Source organism: Achromobacter sp. E1 (assembly GCF_037039475.1).
GTDB classification, from domain to species: domain Bacteria; phylum Pseudomonadota; class Gammaproteobacteria; order Burkholderiales; family Burkholderiaceae_B; genus Achromobacter; species Achromobacter mucicolens.
On the sequence record NZ_CP146253.1, the window covers coordinates 5,070,867 to 5,089,833 of the forward strand.

An 18,967-nucleotide genomic window follows, 5' to 3' on the forward strand; every position below is an offset into this window, starting at 1 on the left:
CACGCGCGACCCCTTGCGGCGCAGCGTGTCCGCATAACTAGAAAATGACCCACACAGGAGACAACCGTGGGAGACATCGACTTTCAGGCGATGGAGTTCGCCTATGAAAAGCACGCGGACCAGACGGCGGCCAGCCTGGCGCGCCATCAGGTCGTGGTGGTGGGCGCCGGCCCCGTCGGCCTGACGACGGCGCTGGACCTGGCGCGCCAAGGCGTGCACGTGGTGGTGCTGGACGACGACTACCGGCTGTCCACCGGATCGCGCGCCATCTGCTTTTCCAAGCGCACGCTGGAAATCTGGGACCGCCTGGGCGTGGGCCAGCGCATGATCGACAAGGGCGTGTCGTGGAACGTGGGCAAGGTGTTTTTCCGCGAGCAGGAAGTGTGGCGTTTTGACCTGCTGCCCGAGCCCGGCCACCGGCGCCCGGCGTTCATCAACCTGCAGCAGTACTACGCCGAAGGCTATCTGTACGAAGCGGCCCGCCAGCAGCCCAACATCGAGCTGCGCTGGAAGAACAAGGTTGCCGGCGTCATGCAAGGCGACGATGGCGTGACGCTGACCGTGGAAACGCCGGAAGGCCCGTACTCGCTGCATGCCGATTGGCTGATCGCCTGCGACGGCGCGCGCTCGCCCGTGCGCAAGCTCATCGGCCAGGAAAGCCACGGCCGCATCTTCCGCGACCGGTTCCTGATTGCCGACGTCAAGATGACGGCGGATTTCCCGTCCGAGCGCTGGTTCTGGTTCGACCCGCCCTTTCACCCCAATCAATCCGTGCTCCTGCACCGGCAGCCCGACAATGTCTGGCGCATCGACTTCCAGCTGGGCTGGAATGCGGACCCCGTCGAAGCCGTCAAGCCGGAGAACGTGCTGCCCCGCATCCGGGCGCTGCTCGGACCGGACGCGCAGTTCGACCTGGAATGGGTCAGCGTCTACACCTTTGCGTGCGAACGCATGGACAAGTTCCGCCACGGCCGTATCGTCTTCGCGGGCGACGCCGCGCATCGCGTGTCGCCGTTCGGCGCGCGCGGCGCCAACAGCGGCGTGCAGGACGCCGAGAACCTGGCCTGGAAGCTCAAGCTGGTGCTGGCGGGGCTTGCGCCCGACACGCTGATCGACAGCTACAGCGCCGAACGCGAATTCGCCGCCGACGAAAACATCCTGAACTCGTCGCGCGCCACCGACTTCATCACGCCCAAGAGCGAGATCAGCCGCAGCTTCCGCAATGCGGTGCTCAATCTGGCCAAGGACCATCCGTTCGCGCGGTCCCTGGTGAACAGCGGCCGCCTGTCGCTGCCGGCCACCTACGCCGGATCGCCGCTGAACACGCCGGACGCCGACGCCTTCACCGGCCGCATGGTGCCAGGCGCGGTGGCGCTGGATGCGCCGGTGCAAAGGCAGGGCGAACCGGGCTGGTGGTTGTCGCAGCTGGATGGCGAATTCGTGCTGGCGGTGTTCTGCGGCGCCACGCTGCCCGCCCGCGAAACGCTCGCGGCGTTGCAGGCGCTGCGCATGGCGCCGGTGCCCGTCAAGGTCGTGCTGGTGGCCGATGCGCAGTGCGACATGGCCGCGCTGCCCGCCGAGGTGGCGGTGGTGCGGGACAGCGAAGGCTGCCTGGCCAAGCGCTACGACGCGCAGGCGGGCACCGCCTACCTGATCCGCCCCGATCAGCACGTCGCCGCGCGCTGGCGCGCCTTCGATCCCGACGCCGTCGCCGCCGCCGTTCATCGCGCGACCGGCCGCGCGTGATTTCAGAGGTTATCCCCATGCTTATCACCGACACCAACCTCGCCGCGCCGGACGACTTCTACGAAGCGCTGATCGACGCCCACCGCGACCTGTCCAACGAGCAGAGCCAGGAGCTGAATGCGGCGTTGATCCTGCTCCTGGCGAACCACCTGGGCGATCTGGCGCTGCTGAAGGAAGCCTTGCATCACGCACGCGCTTCCGTGACGCAAACGGCCTGAGACGGCGGACCCGCCATCACGGCGCGGCGCCACGCGGGCCGCTAGGAACCGACCGCGAAGGTGTTGACGATCAGGGCGCGCAGCCACTGATTGCCGCCGTCGCGGTCCACCCGGCGCTGCCAGTACATGTTGGTTTGCAGCGCCGGCACCTTGAGCGGCGGCGTCATGAAGCGCAGGCCGAACGGCGCGGCGGCGCTGGCCGCCAGCTTTTCCGGCACGGTCGCCAAGAGGTCGGTGGCGCTGACGATGTAGGGCACCGCGGAAAAATGCGGCACGCTGAAATGCTCGGCCAGGTCCACCCCCGCCCGCTCCATCGACTGGTTGACCTGCCCATAGGGCGCCGCGCGCGACACGATGAGGTGACGTTCCGCGCGGAACGCCTTGATCCCCATTCCCGCATGCGCGGTGGGATGCGCCTGGCGAAAGAGCGTGGCGTAACCCTGGCGAAACAGCATCCGCTGCAGCGTGCCCGCCCCCATTTCATCAAACGCCCCGATCGCCAGGTCCACCCGGCCCGACTCCATCTCGCGCGGCAGGTCGGGGCCCAGCACGCGCACGGAGTCGATCCGGACCTGCGGCGCCTTCTGGACGCAGACCTCCATGAGGCGCGGCATGAAGTGGATTTCGCCGACGTCCGTCATGGCCACGCGAAAGCGCCGGTTGCTGGTGGCCGCATCGAACACGTCCTGGTCCTGCAACGCCTGCGACAGCAGGCCCAGCGCTTCGCTGACGGGTCCGGCCAGCCGCTGAGCCCGCGGCGTGGGCAGCATGCCCTGCGCCGTGCGCACAAAGAGTTCGTCGCCGAACGCCGTGCGCAGGCGCCGCAGGGCATTGCTGACCGCCGGCTGCGACAGATCCATGCGCCGCGCCACCGCCGACAGATTGCGGTCTTCGAGCAGGTGTTGAAACAGCAGCAACAGGTTCAAATCCACGTCGCGCAACTCGACCATCGGGCCCCCCTACTATTCACAAAATTTATAGTCGCTATTTTTGCATTCCCGTAGCCGCAACAGGAATTTTTTCCGACAATGGCACATCGGCTCGGGCAACGCCCGCTCCGGCCACCACACCAAGCCGCGCGGCCAAGCACCGCGCCCGCCGCCCCAGGAGGATTCCATGGAACTGCAATACCAGACCGGCTTCGGCAACGATTGCGCCACCGAGGCCTTGCCCGGCGCCCTGCCCATCGGCCGCAATTCGCCGCAGCAATGTCCCTACGGCCTGTACGCCGAGCAGCTTTCCGGCACGGCCTTCACCGCGCCCCGCGCCGAGAACCGCCGCTCATGGCTGTACCGGATCCGTCCCGGCGCGCAGCACAAGCCCTTTGAAGCCTTCGACGGCGCCACCGGCTGGTTGAGCACGTTCGGCCACGGCCCGGTCACGCCGAACCAGCTGCGCTGGAGCCCGATGCCGATTCCGGACACGCCCACGGATTTCCTGGAAGGCGTCAAGACGTGGGGCGGCAATGGCGGCCCCGACGAACAGGGCGGCGTGGGCATCCATCTGTACGCGGCCAACCGCTCGATGCAGGGCCGTTATTTCTACAACGCCGACGGCGAACTGCTGCTGGTGCCGCAACAGGGCCGGCTGCGCCTGGCCACCGAACTGGGGCTAATCGACCTGGAACCGCTGGAAATTGCCGTCATTCCGCGCGGCGTGCGGTTCCGCGTGGAGCTGCTGGACGGCACGGCGCGCGGCTACATGCTCGAGAACTTTGGCGCGGCGCTGCGTCTGCCGGAACTGGGCCCGATCGGCTCGAACTGTCTGGCCAATGCGCGCGACTTCAAGACGCCCGTGGCCTGGTACGAAGACGTGGACGGCGACTTTGAACTGATCGCCAAGTTCACGGGCGGCTTCTGGCGCGCCTCGATCGATCATTCGCCGCTGAACGTGGTGGCCTGGCATGGCACGCACGCCCCCTATAAATATGACCTTCGCAACTTCAACACCGTCGGTTCGATCAGCTTCGACCATCCGGATCCGTCGATCTTCACGGTGCTGACGGCGCCGTCGGACACCCCGGGCACGGCCAACATGGACTTCGCGATCTTCCCGCCGCGCATCCTGGCCATGGAGAACACGTTCCGTCCGCCCTGGTTCCACCGCAACATCGCCAGCGAATTCATGGGCCTGATCCAGGGCGTGTACGACGCCAAGGCCGACGGCTTCGCGCCGGGCGGCGCCAGCCTGCACAACTGCATGAGCGGCCACGGCCCCGATGCCGAGACCTTCGAGAAGGCCTCGCATGCGGACACCAGCAAAGCGCATTACATCCGCGACACGATGGCGTTCATGTTCGAGACCCGCCGCGTGATCCGCCCGACGGAGCAGGCGCTGGCGTCGGTAGAATTGCAGGGCGATTACTACCGGTGCTGGCAGGGCATCGCAAAGCACTTCGATCCCAAGAAGGCGTGACGCGACCGCGTCAGCCTTCATTGCCGGCGGCGATGCGCGAAGAGCGCATCGCCGTTTGGCGTTTCATGCATCCGGCGCGCGGCAGGCCCGTGCGCCCGGCCGGCTCCCATAACCACACTGACCGAGACACGCAGCCATGACCACCATCAACGAAACCCACGACCCGTCCTTGAAGAGCTGGGTCGCCAGCGCCAATTCGGACACGTCGGATTTCCCCGTGCAGAACCTGCCCTACGGCGCTTTCCGCCGCAAGGGCACGCAAGAATCCTTCCGGCCCGGCGTGGCCATCGGCGACCAGATCCTGGACCTGGCCGCGCTGGCCGGCAAGCAGCCGTTCGAAGGCCTGGCCGCTGAAGCCCTGGCCGCCTGCGCCACCGACAGCCTGAATGCGTTGATGGCCCTGGGCCAATCGCACTGGAGCGCGCTGCGCCTGGCCCTGTCGCGCGCGCTGCGCGAAGGCGCCGCCCTGCGCGCCACCGTGGAGCCGCTGCTGGTCGCGCAAGCGGACGCCGAATACACCACGCCCGCCCGCATCGGCGACTACACCGACTTCTATATCTCGGTGCATCACGCCACCGCCGTGGGCAAGCAGTTCCGCCCCGACAATCCCCTGCTGCCGAACTACAAGTGGGTGCCCATCGGCTATCACGGCCGCGCCTCCAGCATCGGCGTGAATCAGAAATTCCCGCGTCCCGTCGGCCAGACCCGCCCCGCCAACGAAGGCGAAACGCCGCAGTTCGGCCCCTGCGCGCGCCTGGACTATGAACTGGAACTGGGGATTTTCGTGGGCACGGGCAACGCCCAGGGTGAACGCATCGAACTGGCCGATGCCGATTCGCACGTGTTCGGCCTGTGCATCCTGAACGACTGGTCGGCGCGCGACATCCAGGCTTGGGAATACCAGCCGCTCGGCCCCTTCCTGTCCAAGAACTTCGCGTCCACGATCTCGCCGTGGATCGTCACGATGGAAGCGCTGGAGCCGTTCCGTACGCAATGGAACCGCGGTGCGGGCGAACCCCAGCCGATGCCGTACCTGTCGTCGGACGCCAACCGCGCCAAGGGCGCCTATGACGTGCAGATGCAAGTGCTGATGACCACCGAGCAATCCCGCGCCGCAAGCACGCCGCCGGTGCAGCTGTCCAGCAGCAACTTCCGCGATGCGTACTGGAACGTGGCGCAGCTCATCACGCATCACACGGTCAATGGCTGCAATCTGCAACCGGGCGACATGCTGGGCACAGGCACGCTGTCCGGCCCGCGCCCGGCGGAAGCAGGTTCGCTACTGGAATTGAGCAATGGCGGCAAGGCGCCGATCGAACTGCCGTGGGGCGAGAAGCGCACGTTCCTGCAGGACGGCGACCAGATCATCATCCGCGCCGAATGCGTGAAGGCGGGTTATCCGCGCATCGGCTTCGGGGAATGCTCGGGCGTCGTGCTGCCCGCGCGCGTCTAAGGCTGGGCCAGCCGCAAACCCGCTAACTGGCGGATGGGTTTGCGGCGGCCGGCGATCCGGGGGCCGGCCGTCCGGCGGCCGGCGATCCTGGCCGCGCGACAAGCGCCTCGATCTCGTCGTCCTTGGCCTGCCACTGCTGGCCGAGCCATTGGTGGAACGTGGTGCGAAACGCCTTGTCGCGCGAGTAATCGGCTTCGCAGAAGGCCGGCGGCACCGGCAATTGCCGCATCCGCACCACCACCTGCCCTGCGCGTCCACAGGCAAAATCCCAGAAGCTGGGCACGCCGTCCGGATAGGCGATGGTCGCGTCGATCATTGAACGGAACCGCGCGCCCATCGCATTCAACGACACCGCCAGCCCGCCCGCCTTGGGCTTGAGCAGATGGCGGTACGGGGAACCCTGCGCCGCGCGCTTGGCTGGGCTGAAACGCGTGCCTTCGGCAAATACCATCACGCTGGTGGGCACCAGCGAAAACTTGGCGCAGGCGCGGCGCGCGGCTTCCTGGTCCTGGCGCCCCAGATCCGGGTTCTTGCGCAGGGCCGTCTTGCCGTGCCGCTTCATGAAGGGAAAGTCCAGCGCCCACCACGCCAGTCCGATGACGGGAACATAGATGAGCTGCTGCTTGAGGAAGAACTTGAGCAGCGGGATGCGCCGGTTCAGCGCGTACTGCAGTACGAAGATGTCGACCCACGACTGATGGTTGCAATTGACCAGATACCAGTCCGCATAGCGCAGGCCCTGATTGCCGTGGATATCCCAGGCTTGGGGCTGAATGCGCATGAACCAGCCCGTATTGCACGATACCCACGCCGTGGCGATGCCGTTGAGAATGGGATCGATGCGCCGCCTGACCGCGGCAAACGGCAACGCCAGCTTCAGCAGCGAGACCGGGAACAGCAGCAGGCACCAGAACAGCGTGTTGACGGCCAGCCAGAGGGTGCTGAGCACGCCGGTTATCCACGCCAGCCGGCCGCGCGGCACGGGGATGGCCAGGCGCCGCCGCGGTTGGGGCGCCGCGGGTTGGGCGTGCGAAAGCGCCGGGGATGCGGCGCGGGAGGCTCCCGTGGAGGGGTTCGGCGTTGTCATGGCCGCCAGTGTGCTATCGGCCCGCGGAATGAGGCTTGAGTAGGATCAAGGCAGGCGGTACTTCTCTTCGCGGTACGCCCAGCTTGCCCACAGCGCGTGCGCCAGCGCCTCCTGGGTCAAGGCCGGGTCGGCCGGCTCGACCGGCGCGTACGTTTCATCCTGCCCCACCGGCGCCGCCTTGTAGCTGAACTGCCGGGGCGCCTTGGCGGGCTCCAGCACCAGCAGCTGATCGCCCTTCAGATAACCGAAGTTGTCCGCGTACTGCATCATCGCGCGGTTGGGATCGCGCTGCGTCAGGTCCACGCCCAGCATGGGGTTCACGTTGTCCAGGCCGATCAGCGACAGCAGCGTCGGGGCCATGTCGATCTGGCTGACCAGGCGATCGTCCTGCCGCGGCGCGATGCCCGCGCCCAGGATCAGCGCAGGAATCTGGAAGTGCCGCACCGGCACGGGAATGGACCCGTACACGCGAGAATCGTGGTCGGCAATGACGAGGAAAACCGTGTTGTTCCAATACGGCGCCTTGCGCGCCTTCTCGAAGAACTGGCCCAGCGCCCAGTCCGCATAGCGTACCGTGTTGTCCACCGTGGCCGGATCGCCCACGGGCTGGATGCGCCCGGACGGATATTCCCAGGGCGAATGGTTGGTCACCGAGAACGCCAGCGTGAAGACCGGCTTGTCGCCATCGGCGCGCAGCAGACGGTCGACCTGATTGAACATGTCTTCGTCCGAGGCGCCCCACGACCCTTCAAATACGGGGTCGACAAACTTGGGCCGGTCCACGATCTCGTCAAAGCCGTTGCCCAGGAAGAAGGCGCGCATGTTGTCGAAGTGGGACTCGCCGCCGTACACGAAGCGCGAGTGATAGCCATGCTTGCCCAGCAATTGCGCCAGCGTGAAAAAGCCCGTCTGCGAACGCGGCAGCTTGACCACGGCGTCGGCGACGCTGGGCAAAAAGCCCGCGGTCACGGCTTCGATGCCGCGCACCGAGCGCGTGCCGGTGGCGTAAGCGCGGTGGAACATCCAGCCTTCCTTGCCCAAGCGGTCGATGTTCGGGGTGAGGTCGCGCCCGCCCAGGCTGCCGACGTACTGCGCGCCCAGGCTTTCCTGCAGGATGATCACCACGTTCAGCGGCTTGTCCCACCGCACGGTCGCCTTCTGTTCATGCAGGCTGGGCAGCTTGGGGTCCATGGGCGCGCCGGTCATGCCGGCCTTCTCGCGCACGATGGCGTTCATCTCGTCCACGGCCATCTTGGGATACATCGCGGCCGACGAGCGCTCGTCCCGCATGCGGTACGCCGCATCGAACACGCTGTACAACGAATTGAGCGCCAGCGCATTCACCATGGCGTCCGAGCTGAACGCCACCTTGGCCGGATTGATGGGGCGGTGTTCCAGCGTGCCGCGCGCGCCCAGGAACACCAGCGCCAGAATCACGAAGGACGCGATGGGCCGCTTCCACCACGCCATGAAGGAATCGCGCGAGCGCGTCGGGAAGAACTTGACCGCCAGCCACGCCGCAAGGACCAGCACCACGAACGCGGCAAGCAGCACGCCCTTGTAGCCCTGCCACAGCATCGAGCCCACTTCCTTCGGATTGAGCAGGTAGATGAAGTACAGGCGATTGGGCCGCGTGTCGTATTCGGCGATGAACTGCGGGGTCGATACCTCCAGCAGCACGTACAGCATCCACCAGACGCGGAACCACCAGGCGGTGATGCGCACGGCAAGCGGCCGGTGACCGAACCACGGCGAAAACACCGCCGGCAGCGCGATCACCATCGACAAGAGGCACACGTCGATGCGCAGTCCGCCAAAGAGAAGCGGGCCGAGGCCTCCGGCCGCTTCGACGCGGTCCCACATCCAGAAGGCCAGCCCCAAGCGCGACAGCGTCAGGAGCGCCAGGATGGCAATGATGAATCGAAGAGTCAGGCGACGCATGCCAGCCCCTCGCGCGCGTGGGGCAGTGCCTGCCCCCATGAAGAATGCGTACTGCCGTGTGTGCCGCGCAAAACCATGCCGTTTCGATGATCAAAAAAATAACCGCGCCAAGAGTAACGCGGTTTTGGATTTATCGATGGCGGCCAGACCTGTTCAAACGTTGTACGACATCACACTTGCAGCAAGCAAGGCCACGAGCGCACTACTGCGCCCGGCGCAGGCGCTCGCGGCTGTTGCTCAGGTGCGTGCGCATGGCAGCGCGCGCGGCCTCGGGGTCCTGCCGTGTGATCGCGCTGTAGATGTCTTCGTGCTCGAGGTTCACGCGCGCCAGATACGCCGCGCGGTCTTCGTGGGCAAACTTTGCCGAGTTGATGCGGGTGCGGGGAATGATGGCGGACCCCAGATGCGCCATGAGGTCCGCGAAGTAGCGATTGTCGGTGGACTGGGCCACCAGCAGATGGAACTGGAAATCCGGCGTGATGGTGTCGCCGCCGCTGTCCAGCGCCAGCTTGAAGGCATCAAGCGCCCGCCGCATCGCCTGCAACTGGTCTTCGCTGCGGCGGATGGCCGCCAGGCCCGCGGCCTCGCTTTCCAGGCAGATACGCAGTTCCAGCAGGACCAGCACGTCGCGCACGGTGGCGATGTCAGCCGGGTCCACGCGGAAATCGCCGCCCCCGCTCGGTTCCAGCGCATACGTGCCCACGCCGTGATGCGTTTCAACAAGGCCCGAGGCCTGCAATCGCGAGAGCGCCTCGCGCACGACCGTGCGGCTGACGCCGAACTGACGCATGATGGCCGATTCGGTGGGAAGCTTGTCGCCGGGACGGATTTCGCCGCTGCGGATGCGTTCGGAAATGTTCTCGACCAGGCCTTGCGCCAGGTTGCGGGGACGACGCTGCGGCAGGACAGGGGTATCGACAGGAGCGTTCATCAGGGATTATCCGAAGACGGTTGCGCAGCGCTTGACGCTGGAAAATGGCGATCATTATACTTCGCGACAGTTGTACGATAACGTACCAGACAAGTCCACTCCACCGCGCCATTCACAGAGCGTTGCGTCATGAGCCGAGCTGTCAACAACATGCCTGCATCTTCCCGGTGTCATCGTTTGTTATTGACCGGCGCCGCCGGCAACCTGGGCCTTGTACTGCGTCCCCGATTGAAAGCCCATGCGGACATTCTGCGCGTGTCGGACGTGGCCGCCATGGCGCCCGCGCAGCCGGGCGAGGAAGTCGTCCCCTGCAACCTGGCCGACGCCGCCGCCGTGTCGGAACTGGTGCGCGGCGTGGACGCCATCGTGCATCTGGGCGGCGTCTCGGTGGAACGCCCGTTCGAGGAAATTCTTCCCGCCAACATCCAGGGCGTCTACAACGTCTACGAAGCCGCCCGCCTGCATGGCGTGCAGCGCGTGGTGTTCGCCAGTTCCAACCACGTCATCGGCTTCTACGAGCAGGGCCAGACGCTGGACGCGGACGTGCCCCTGCGGCCCGACGGCTATTACGGCCTGAGCAAGGCCTATGGCGAAAACCTCTCCCGCTTCTATTTCGACCGCTACGGCATCCAGACCGTGTGCCTGCGCATCGGTTCGTCGTTTCCCGAACCCAAGGACCGGCGCATGCTGGTCACCTGGCTCAGCCATGACGACCTGACCGACCTCGTCGTCCGCGCCCTGTTCACGCCGGACGTCGGCCACCTCATCGTGTATGGCGCATCGGCCAACCGCGACAGCTGGTGGGACAACAGCGGCGCGGCGGTGCTGGGCTTTGCGCCCAGGGATTCGTCGGAACCATTCCGCGCAAAGGTCGAAGCGCAGCCCGCGCTGGCCGCGGACGACCCCGCCGCGCGGTATCAGGGCGGCGCCTTCGTCAAGGCCGGCCCCTTCCCTTTCCCGAACGCCTGAAGCCTCCCATGTCCACCACCGCCGAACGTCTGGGAACTGTGTTGTGCGGCGTCGGAGAAAGCCCAATCTGGCGCCGGGCCGACCAGGCGTTCTACTGGACCGACATTCCCGGCAAGACCCTTTGGCGCTGGACGCCGGAGACCGGCGCGTTCGCGCATTGGGCGCTGCCGCAGATGGCGGGCAGCATCGCCATGCGGGGGGACGGCTGGCTGCTCGCGATGGAAGATGGTTTTTATGCTTGCGACGCACTGCGTGAAGACCAGGCCTGCGCTGCGCGCCCGCTCGCATCCGTTGCCCATGCCGCGCCCGGCATGCGGTTCAACGACGGCCGCTGCGACCGGCAAGGCCGGTTTCTGGCGGGCACCATGGTCATGGACATGGCCCTGGCCTCGCCCGCCGGCGCGCTGTACCGCCATGACGCGCGCGGCGTGACCGTCCTGCTCGACGGCTTGATCGTGCCCAATGGACTGGCGTTCAGCCCGCAGGGCCGGACGATGTACCTGTCCGATTCGCACCCGTCGCGCGCCACCGTGTGGGCGTTCGACTACGACACCGAGACGGGTATGCCGTCCAACCGCCGCGTCTTCATTGACGCCCTGCCCGCCGGCCGTCCCGACGGCGCCGCGGTGGACGCGGCGGGCTGCTACTGGATTTGCGGCAACGACGCCGGCAAGGTGTATCGCTACACCCCCGACGGCCGGCTGGACCGCACCCTGGACGTGCCCGCCGCCAAGGTCGCCATGTGCGCCTTCGGCGGCTCCCGCATGGACACGCTTTTCGTGACGTCGATCCGCCCGGGCAATGCCGCGCCCGGCGCACTGGACGGCGCCGTTTTCGCCCTGCACCCCGGCGTGCAGGGCCTGGAGGAAACCGCCAGCGCCGGTTAGCACCCGACGGGCGCGCCCCTTTGCGCCCACCCCGAGCAGGTCAGTGCATATCAAAGAGCTTCGGGGCCGTCCCGGCCCTTAACGAAACGCCGTACCCCATCCGGAGGTAGACATGCTGCACCCTCACCTGAGCCGCGCCGTTCTGGCCGCGGCCGCCTTGCTGACGCTGATTCCCGCCACTCACGCCGCCGAGCTGCGCTCCGCGGACATCCATCCCGACGACTACCCCACTGTGCAGGCCGTGCGCCACTTCGGTGAGCTGGTCAAACAACGGACCAACGGCCGCATCACCGTGAAGGTGTTCTCTGGCGGCGCGCTCGGCAACGAAGACGATTCGATCGAACAGGTGAAACTGGGCGCGCTGGCCATGGCCCGCGTGTCGAGCGCGGCGATGCACAACATCTGCCAGACCACCCGCGTGCCGTCGCTGCCGTTCCTGTTCCGTTCCAAGGAGCATCTGCACAAGGTGCTGGACAGCGAGATCGGCGATCAGATCCTGCGCTCGTGCGAGGGAGCCGGCTTTGTGGGCCTGGCCTGGTACGACAGCGGTTCGCGCTCGATGTACACGACCAAGAAGCCGATCAAGACGCTGGCCGACGCCAAGGGCCTGAAGATCCGCGTGCAGCAGTCGGACCTGTCCGTGGCAATGGTCGAGGCGATGGGCGGCAACGCCACGCCGATGCCGATGGGCGAGGTGTACACATCGCTCAAGACCGGGCTGGTGGATGCGGCCGAGAACAACTTCCCCAGCTACGAAAGCGCGCATCACTACGAGGTCGCCAAGTTCTATTCGCTGACCGAGCACACGATGACGCCCGAGATCCTGATCTTCTCCAAGCGCCAGTGGGACAAGCTGCCGCCCGACGACCAGAAGATCCTGCGCGAAGCGGCGCGCGAATCGGTGCCCTACATGCGCAAGCTGTGGGACGAGCGCGAGCAGAAGTCGCGCGCGGTGGTCGAGAAGGCAGGCTCGCAGATCTCGCAGGTCGACAAACCCTCGTTCCAGGGCGCGATGAAGCCGGTTTACGAACGCTTCGTCACCACCCCTGAAATGAAGGACCTGGTCGCCAAGATCCAGGCCGTGCAGTGAGGACATCATGTTGGCCACACCCACGAATGAACCAGATGTCGCCGCGGGGGGCCGGGAAGAAGCCCTGGCTGCCCCGCTGGATGCCTACTCCCGCGCCTGCGCCCGATTGGCGCGGATCTGCATGTGGACGAGCGTATTCGGGCTGATCTGCCTGATTGTCGCCGTCTCGCTCCAGATCTTCGGCCGCCACGTGCTGAACAGCACGCCGACCTGGGCGGAAAGCCTGGCGCTCCTGCTGGTGCTGTACGTCACCATGCTGGGCGCGGCGGTTGGCGTGCGCGACGCCGGGCACATCGGCTTCGAGTCCCTGCTCGACGCCCTGCCCGCCGCCGGGCAACGGCGGCTGCGCATCTTCATCCATCTGCTCGTCCTGCTGTTCGGCGTGCTGATGGCCTGGAACTGCGGCGTGCTGGCCGAGTCTGTCGCGGCCTACAAGATTCCCAACCTGGGCATCTCCAACGCGTGGAAGTACGTTCCTGCAACCCTGTCGGGCACCTTGATCGCGCTCTTTTCCGTCGAGCACATCATCGCGATCCTGCGCAACCAGAAGGTGGTACCGGCATGGCGCTGACACTGCTGTCCTTCACCTTCATGGGGTTCCTCGTGATCGGCGTGCCGGTGGCCTTCGCCATCGGCCTGTCGTCCATCACGGCCATCATGTACGAAGACCTGCCGCTGGCAGTGGCCTTCCAGCAGATGACCTCGGGCATGAACGCGTTTTCGTTCCTGGCCATCCCCTTCTTCATCTTCACCGGCGAACTGATGTTGTACGGCGGCATTGCCGACCGCATCGTGGCGTTCGCCAAGTCGCTCGTAGGCCATGTGCGCGGCGGCCTGGGCATGTCCAACGTGGTGGCCTGCACGCTGTTCGGCGGGGTGTCGGGATCGCCGGTGGCGGACGTGTCGGCGATGGGGTCGGTGATGATCCCGATGATGAAGCGCGAGGGCTACCACGCCGACTACGCGGTAAACGTCACGACCCACGCGGCGCTGGTGGGCGCGCTGATGCCGACCAGCCACAACATCATCATCTACACGCTGGCCGCGGGCGGCAAGGTGTCCATCGCGGCGCTGATTGCGGCAGGCGTCGTGCCCGCCCTGATCCTGACCGCGTGCAACCTTGCGGCCGCCTACTTCGTGGCGCGCAGCCGGGGCTACCCGGCAGGCACCTTCCCGGGCTGGCACATCGTGTTCCGCTCGCTGGTGGCCGCGGCGCCGGGGTTGTTCGTGGTGGTGCTGATCATCGCGGGCATCCTGAGCGGCGTCTTCACCGCGACGGAATCCGCAGCGGTGGCGGTGCTGTATGCGCTGGCGCTGACGATCTTCGTCTACCGCTCGCTGACCTGGGACCAGTTCGTCCGCGCGGCCAGCAAAGCGGTAAAGACGACGGGCGTGGTGCTGCTGCTGATCGGCATCTCCGCCACGTTCGGCTACCTGATCAGCTTCTATGGCGTGGCCGAAAAGACCGGGCAGCTGATGGCGTCGATTTCGACGGAGCCGTGGGCCATCTTCCTGATGGTCAACATCATCCTGTTCGTGCTGGGCACGTTCCTGGACATGGCGGCCACCATCCTGATCTGCACGCCGATCTTCCTGCCGATCTGCATGCAGTACGGCATGGGGCCCGTGCAGTTCGGCATGGTGATATTGCTGAATTGCGCGCTGGGACTGAACACGCCGCCGGTGGGCACCACGCAGTTCGTGGGATGCGCCATCGGCGGGGTATCGGTGGGAACGGTGATGCGCACCATCTGGCCGTTCTACGGCGCGCTGCTGGCCGCGCTGGCGCTGGTGACCTACGTGCCTGCGTTCTCGCTGTGGCTGCCGGGCGTGCTGCTCAACTGACGCGCGGCGCGCGGGACGGGCCGTGCGCGGTCCGTCCCGCGATCACCGGATAGAAGAAGATGGCGGCCAGCAGCCACATCAGGGCGGCGGACCACAGCGTCTGGCTGAGAAAGTGCGCGCCCTGCAGGATGCGCACGACGGAAAAGCCCACGCCCGCCGCCACCCCCATCGCCAGCCCGCTCCAGCGCCACGCAGGCCGGCCCAGCGCCCATCCCGCGAAGTACAGGCTGAGCAGCGCGTAGCCCGCGCCGGCATGGCCACTGGGCAAGGCCCCGCCGGCGCGCGCACGCGCCCATGTCCACCAGTGCACCGGATACGGCGTGTAGCCGCCCAGCGTCTCCAGATCGTAGGGGCGCGGCAGCGTCGTGTGATGCTTGAGCTGGTTGATGAGCACTTGCCCGGTCAGGCACGATGCCGCCACGGCGATCGCCGCGCCGCGCCAGCGACGCCATGCCGGGATGCGGTAGCTGGCGGCCGCGATGCCGGCCGCGGCCAGGCCCACGCCGATCGGCAGGGCGAGCACGATGCGGTGGCCCAGCAACTCCAGCCACCGGCTGCCGTGCAGCGGAAAATCGTCGATCACCGGATCAAAGAGCGCACGCGCGATGTACATGTCCAGCCCCGACTCCTTGGCCCACCACGCCAGGCAGGCAAGCAGCAGCGTCACGGCCCCGACATGGGTGAGCAGGTAAAAGGCGCTCGTCGGCGCGTGCGGCGCCGGCAGTAATGGGGACGGCATGATCGGAATTTTCCGGACGGTTCGGGCCAGCGCACTTTACGGGCCGGATAGTCGAAAATTCGTCAAATTCGCGTGGTAGGCGCTGCCGTCTCGGCCTGCCGGAATCGCAACAGGAAGCGGGTGCCGCGCGCAGGCCCCTCTTGCGAGGACTCGACCGTGAGCGACCAGCCCTGCATGTCGCATACACGCTTGGCGATCGCCAGTCCCAACCCGCGCGCCGCCTCGTCGCTGCCCGCCGCGCCCGAATCGCGCATGCGGCCGCTGAAATACCGGCGGAACAGGAACGGCAGATCGCTGACGGCGATGCCCTTGCCGTCGTCGCGCAGTTCCAGCCCGCCCTGCGCATCCAGCGACGCGGTCAGCGTGGCCGGCGCGGCGTGCTCGATCGCATTGCGCACGAGGTTGCGCAGGACGGTGAGCAGGGCGTAGCGGTCCAGCGTCAGCACCTGGCTGGCCGGGATCTGGTTGTCGAAGCGCAGGTCCGCCTGCCTGGCTTGGGCGGCGTAGCCGCGCCAGGCGTCTTCCATGCAGGCGGCAATGTCGACGGGCTCCGGCTCGCGCAACTGGTCGCGCGCCATCGCGCGCGCGCTTTCCAGGCTGACGATCACGTGGTCCACGTTGTCGACCACGCGCGTCAGGCGCTGCTGCTGGTCCGGCGTCAGCGCCTGCGTCAGCAGCATGAGCTCGCTGTCGGACCGGATCGCCGCCAGCGGCGTACGCACTTCGTGGCTGAGATTGCCGGCGAACTCCCGTTCGCGGGCGATCGACCGGTCGACCTGGCCCTGCACGCGGTTGAAGGCTTCAATGAGCCGCCCGGCCTCGTCGTCGCGCGTGACCGCCATGTCGGGCGACCCGGGCGCCCAGGTCGACAGCCGGTCCGTCAGGTCCAGCAGCGGCCCGACCGCCACGGCTGCCACACGGCGCGACAGCGCGTAGGCCAACACCACGCACAGCGCGCCCACGCCCAGCACGATCAGACCGAAGTCGTGCACCCGCTCTTCGTTGTCGGTGGCGTCGTACAGCAGATACACCTTGCCGCGATCGGTTTCGGCCACCATCACGTGCCACGTGTACGCGCCCGGTTCGATGAGGTGCAGTCCATTCTCCAGCGATAGCAGCTCGGGCGGCATGCCGACGGGCGGCTGGCCGTCCACGCTGAGCCACGCGCGCATGGACCCGCCCAGTTCACGCGGGCCGCGACGCGGCAGGAACTCGTCGCTGCTGCGCGCATGCTGGACCAGGCGATCCATTTCGGTGTTGAGGATGTCGTTGACCAGATCGTCCTCCATCTGATCGAACGTCAGGTAGGCCAGCAGCGCAAGCGCCGTGACAAACAGCGCCACCGCGCCCGTCAGCGCCCAGACGACGCGCTGGGTCAAGGTGCCGGCGGCGGCGCGGCTCATGATGCGGCGCCGGGCAACGCCAGGCGCCAGCCCGTGCCGTGCACGGTCTCGATGCCGTCAAAGCCCGCGTCGGCCAGCGCGCGGCGCAAGAGGTGCACCTGGCTGCGCAGCGCATCGGACGAGGGCGGCTCGTTGCCCCACAACGCGGATTCGAGTTCCTCGCGCGTGACCACGCGGCCCGGATCGCGCAGCAGCACTTCGATGATGAGGCTTGCCTTGCGGGTCAGATGGACCGGCACGCCGCTGACCGACACGACACGGCTGCGCGCGTCGAACTGAAGCGGGCCGAACGTGCGCTCGGCGTCCACCGTCGACCCTTTGGCGCGCTGGATCAGCGCCAGCAGCCGGGCCTCGACCTCGAGCAGCGCGAACGGCTTGGTCAGGTAGTCGTCGGCGCCGTGCGAAAAGCCCGCCAGCTTGTCTTCGAGACTGTCGCGCGCGGTCAGCATCAGCACCGGCACGGCCAGCCGCCGTTCCGTGCGCATGGCGTGCAGCACGGCGTTGCCGTCCATGCCGGGCAGGCCGATGTCCAGCAGCACGGCGTCAAAGCGTTGCGCCTGCAACTGCTGCAAGGCGGCGGGTCCGCTGTAGGCCACGTCGGGAAGAAAGCCGCGCGCCTCCAGGAAGCTGTACAGGTTGCCGGCGATGATGTGGTCGTCTTCGACGATCAGCACCCGGTGATTCGCGCCCGCTGCGGGAGGGGTTGCCATGTTCTGCGATCCTGGCCGCGTTACGTGGAAAGCACCTTGCCGGGGTTCATGAGCCCCTGCGGATCCAGCGCGCGCTTGATCCGGCGCATCAGCGCGAGCTCCACGGGATTCTTGTAGCGCGGCAGCTCGTCACGCTTGAGCTGGCCCACGCCGTGTTCGGCGCTGATGGAACCCTTGTGCGCGTGCACGCTGTCATGCACCACGCCGTAGATCTCGCCCTGCAACGCCAGCAGCTCGGCTTCGCTCTGCCCCGGCGCATGCGCCACGTTGTAGTGCAGGTTGCCGTCGCCCAGATGGCCGAAGATCACATGGCGCACGCCCGGAAAGCGCGCCTGCAGCAAGGCGTTGGTCTTGTGCACGAATCCGGCGATGGAGGAGATGGGAATGGAGACATCATGCTTGACCGACTTGCCCAGCTCAGCTTCGGCCAGCGGGATGCTTTCGCGCAGGTGCCACAGCGCCTTGCTCTGCGAGACGTTTGCGGCGATGGCGGCGTCGTTCACCAGGCCCGCCTCGATGGCCTCGCCCAGCACGGCCTCGAAACGCTCGCGGGCGTGGGTTTCGCTCTCGCTGTCGGACAGCTCCAGCAGGGCGAACCACGGCGAGGCCGCCGATTCGCCTTCGAAGGGCAGGCGCTGCTGCGGAAAGAGGCGCACCACGCCCTGCAGGCAGGCGCCGCTCATGAGTTCGAAACCGGTCAGCGAGGCGCCGAACCCCGCGCGGGCGCGCGACAGCACTTCCACGGCGTTATCGATGCTGTCCAGCGTCAGCAGCGCCGTGCAGGACGCCACCGGGCGCGGGTACAGCTTGAGGGTGGCGGCGGTGATGATGCCCAGCGTGCCTTCGCTGCCGATGTACAGGTCGCGAAGGTCGTAGCCGGTGTTGTCCTTGCGCAGGCCGCGCAGGCCGTCCCAGATCTCGCCTTCGGCGGTCACGACCTCCAGGCCCAGCGTAAGGTCGCGCGTGTTGCCATAGCGCAGCACCTGCGTGCCGCCGGCGTTGGTGGCCAGGTTGCCGCCGATGGTGCAGCTGCCTTCGGCCGCCAGGCTCAGCGGGAACAGGCGGTTCGCGGCCGACGCGGCCTCTTGCACGGCCTGCAGGATGCACCCGGCCTCCACGGTGATGGTGTCGTTGTCGGTGTCCAGCGCGCGCACGGCGGTGAGCCGGGCGGTGGACAGGACGATCGCGGTGCCGGAATCGTCCGGCGTGGCGCCGCCGCACAGGCCCGTGTTGCCGCCTTGCGGCACCACCGGCACGCCATGCTGGGCGCACAGCTTGATGGCGGCCGCCACGTCGGCGGTGGAGCCGGGGCGGATCACCGCCAGCGCCGCGCCGCGATAGCGGCGGCGCCAATCCAGCACATAGGAATCCGCGTCCGCGCCCGTCAGCACGTGGGAGTCGCCCAGGAGGGCCTGTAGATCGCTCAGCAATGTCATGGATGCCGCACTTGAAGTCGGCCCGGCCGCTGGGGCCGGGCGCAGTTCATCGGATGTGCGGACTATTGTAGGGGCTGGACGGCGCCCGCCGAAGCCC

The 18,967-nt window shown here is 67.1% G+C and carries 17 protein-coding genes; 9 read left to right on the forward strand and 8 right to left on the reverse strand.

What is annotated here, in order from left to right; genetic code table 11:
• The first annotated feature begins 66 nt into the window (after nt 1-66).
• Together V6V88_RS23510 and V6V88_RS23515 are read left to right on the forward strand one after the other, a co-directional pair.
• Entirely contained in the window at nt 67-1,746 is a 1,680-nt protein-coding gene (locus V6V88_RS23510) for an FAD-dependent oxidoreductase (protein WP_223573001.1), read from the forward strand.
• Nucleotides 1,747-1,757: 11 nt separating this feature from the next.
• The gene (locus V6V88_RS23515) at nt 1,758-1,964 is read left to right on the forward strand and encodes a DUF2783 domain-containing protein (RefSeq protein ID WP_108006031.1); all 207 of its coding nucleotides are present in this window, start codon (nt 1,758-1,760) and stop codon (nt 1,962-1,964) included.
• Nucleotides 1,965-2,005: 41 nt separating this feature from the next.
• Here V6V88_RS23515 and V6V88_RS23520 read toward each other — a convergent pair whose 3' ends face one another.
• Nucleotides 2,006-2,914: a LysR family transcriptional regulator gene (locus V6V88_RS23520; protein ID WP_223573003.1), complete on the reverse strand. Its 909-nt coding sequence runs from the start codon at nt 2,912-2,914 to the stop codon at nt 2,006-2,008.
• Between the two features lie 166 nt (nt 2,915-3,080).
• On the opposite strand from V6V88_RS23520, the gene hmgA reads away from it, so the two are divergent.
• Both hmgA and fahA read left to right on the forward strand, forming a co-directional pair.
• Entirely contained in the window at nt 3,081-4,379 is a 1,299-nt protein-coding gene (hmgA, locus tag V6V88_RS23525) for a homogentisate 1,2-dioxygenase (protein WP_062840004.1), read from the forward strand.
• Between the two features lie 136 nt (nt 4,380-4,515).
• On the forward strand, nt 4,516-5,832 hold the full coding sequence (gene fahA / locus V6V88_RS23530) for a fumarylacetoacetase (RefSeq protein WP_142053186.1): 1,317 nt from the start codon (nt 4,516-4,518) through the stop codon (nt 5,830-5,832).
• 22 nt (nt 5,833-5,854) lie between these two features.
• Here the strand turns inward: fahA and V6V88_RS23535 are convergent, their stop codons facing one another.
• The 3 genes from V6V88_RS23535 to V6V88_RS23545 all read right to left on the reverse strand — a co-directional run bounded on the left by V6V88_RS23535 (nt 5,855) and on the right by V6V88_RS23545 (nt 9,791).
• Nucleotides 5,855-6,919, reverse strand: coding sequence for an acyltransferase (locus V6V88_RS23535; RefSeq protein ID WP_338616596.1), 1,065 nt, complete (start codon nt 6,917-6,919; stop codon nt 5,855-5,857).
• Between the two features lie 45 nt (nt 6,920-6,964).
• Nucleotides 6,965-8,860 (reverse strand): LTA synthase family protein, encoded by a 1,896-nt coding sequence (locus tag V6V88_RS23540; RefSeq protein ID WP_338616597.1) that lies wholly within the window; start codon nt 8,858-8,860, stop codon nt 6,965-6,967.
• A gap of 202 nt (nt 8,861-9,062) precedes the next feature.
• Entirely contained in the window at nt 9,063-9,791 is a 729-nt protein-coding gene (locus V6V88_RS23545; RefSeq protein WP_056325338.1) for a FadR/GntR family transcriptional regulator, read from the reverse strand.
• A gap of 129 nt (nt 9,792-9,920) precedes the next feature.
• On the opposite strand from V6V88_RS23545, the gene V6V88_RS23550 reads away from it, so the two are divergent.
• From V6V88_RS23550 to V6V88_RS23570, 5 genes are all read left to right on the forward strand, one after another.
• Nucleotides 9,921-10,760 carry an NAD(P)-dependent oxidoreductase gene (locus V6V88_RS23550; protein ID WP_280148054.1) on the forward strand — a complete coding sequence of 280 codons (840 nt, stop codon included), beginning with the start codon at nt 9,921-9,923 and terminating at the stop codon, nt 10,758-10,760.
• A gap of 8 nt (nt 10,761-10,768) precedes the next feature.
• Complete coding sequence (locus tag V6V88_RS23555) at nt 10,769-11,647, forward strand: SMP-30/gluconolactonase/LRE family protein (protein ID WP_338616600.1); 879 nt, start codon at nt 10,769-10,771, stop codon at nt 11,645-11,647.
• Nucleotides 11,648-11,759: 112 nt separating this feature from the next.
• Nucleotides 11,760-12,737 carry a TRAP transporter substrate-binding protein gene (locus V6V88_RS23560; protein WP_338616601.1) on the forward strand — a complete coding sequence of 326 codons (978 nt, stop codon included), beginning with the start codon at nt 11,760-11,762 and terminating at the stop codon, nt 12,735-12,737.
• A 7-nt stretch (nt 12,738-12,744) separates the two neighbouring features.
• A complete protein-coding gene (locus V6V88_RS23565; protein ID WP_082586360.1) occupies nt 12,745-13,308 on the forward strand; it encodes a TRAP transporter small permease in 564 nt (187 codons plus the stop codon).
• Nucleotides 13,299-14,582, forward strand: coding sequence for a TRAP transporter large permease (locus V6V88_RS23570; protein ID WP_280020400.1), 1,284 nt, complete (start codon nt 13,299-13,301; stop codon nt 14,580-14,582). Before V6V88_RS23565 ends, V6V88_RS23570 begins: the two co-directional genes overlap by 10 nt.
• Here V6V88_RS23570 and V6V88_RS23575 read toward each other — a convergent pair.
• The 4 genes from V6V88_RS23575 to V6V88_RS23590 form a co-directional block, all read right to left on the reverse strand.
• Complete coding sequence (locus V6V88_RS23575; RefSeq protein ID WP_338616606.1) at nt 14,575-15,321, reverse strand: phosphatase PAP2 family protein; 747 nt, start codon at nt 15,319-15,321, stop codon at nt 14,575-14,577. The two genes, V6V88_RS23570 and V6V88_RS23575, sit on opposite strands and share 8 nt — an antisense overlap.
• Before the next feature lie 62 nt (nt 15,322-15,383).
• Complete coding sequence (locus V6V88_RS23580; protein WP_338616608.1) at nt 15,384-16,724, reverse strand: HAMP domain-containing sensor histidine kinase; 1,341 nt, start codon at nt 16,722-16,724, stop codon at nt 15,384-15,386.
• Nucleotides 16,721-17,434: a response regulator transcription factor gene (locus V6V88_RS23585; protein ID WP_056325320.1), complete on the reverse strand. Its 714-nt coding sequence runs from the start codon at nt 17,432-17,434 to the stop codon at nt 16,721-16,723. The genes V6V88_RS23580 and V6V88_RS23585 overlap by 4 nt, the downstream gene beginning before the upstream one ends.
• Before the next feature lie 20 nt (nt 17,435-17,454).
• Nucleotides 17,455-18,870, reverse strand: coding sequence for an FAD-binding oxidoreductase (locus tag V6V88_RS23590; RefSeq protein WP_062839997.1), 1,416 nt, complete (start codon nt 18,868-18,870; stop codon nt 17,455-17,457).
• Nucleotides 18,871-18,967: the final 97 nt, after the last annotated feature.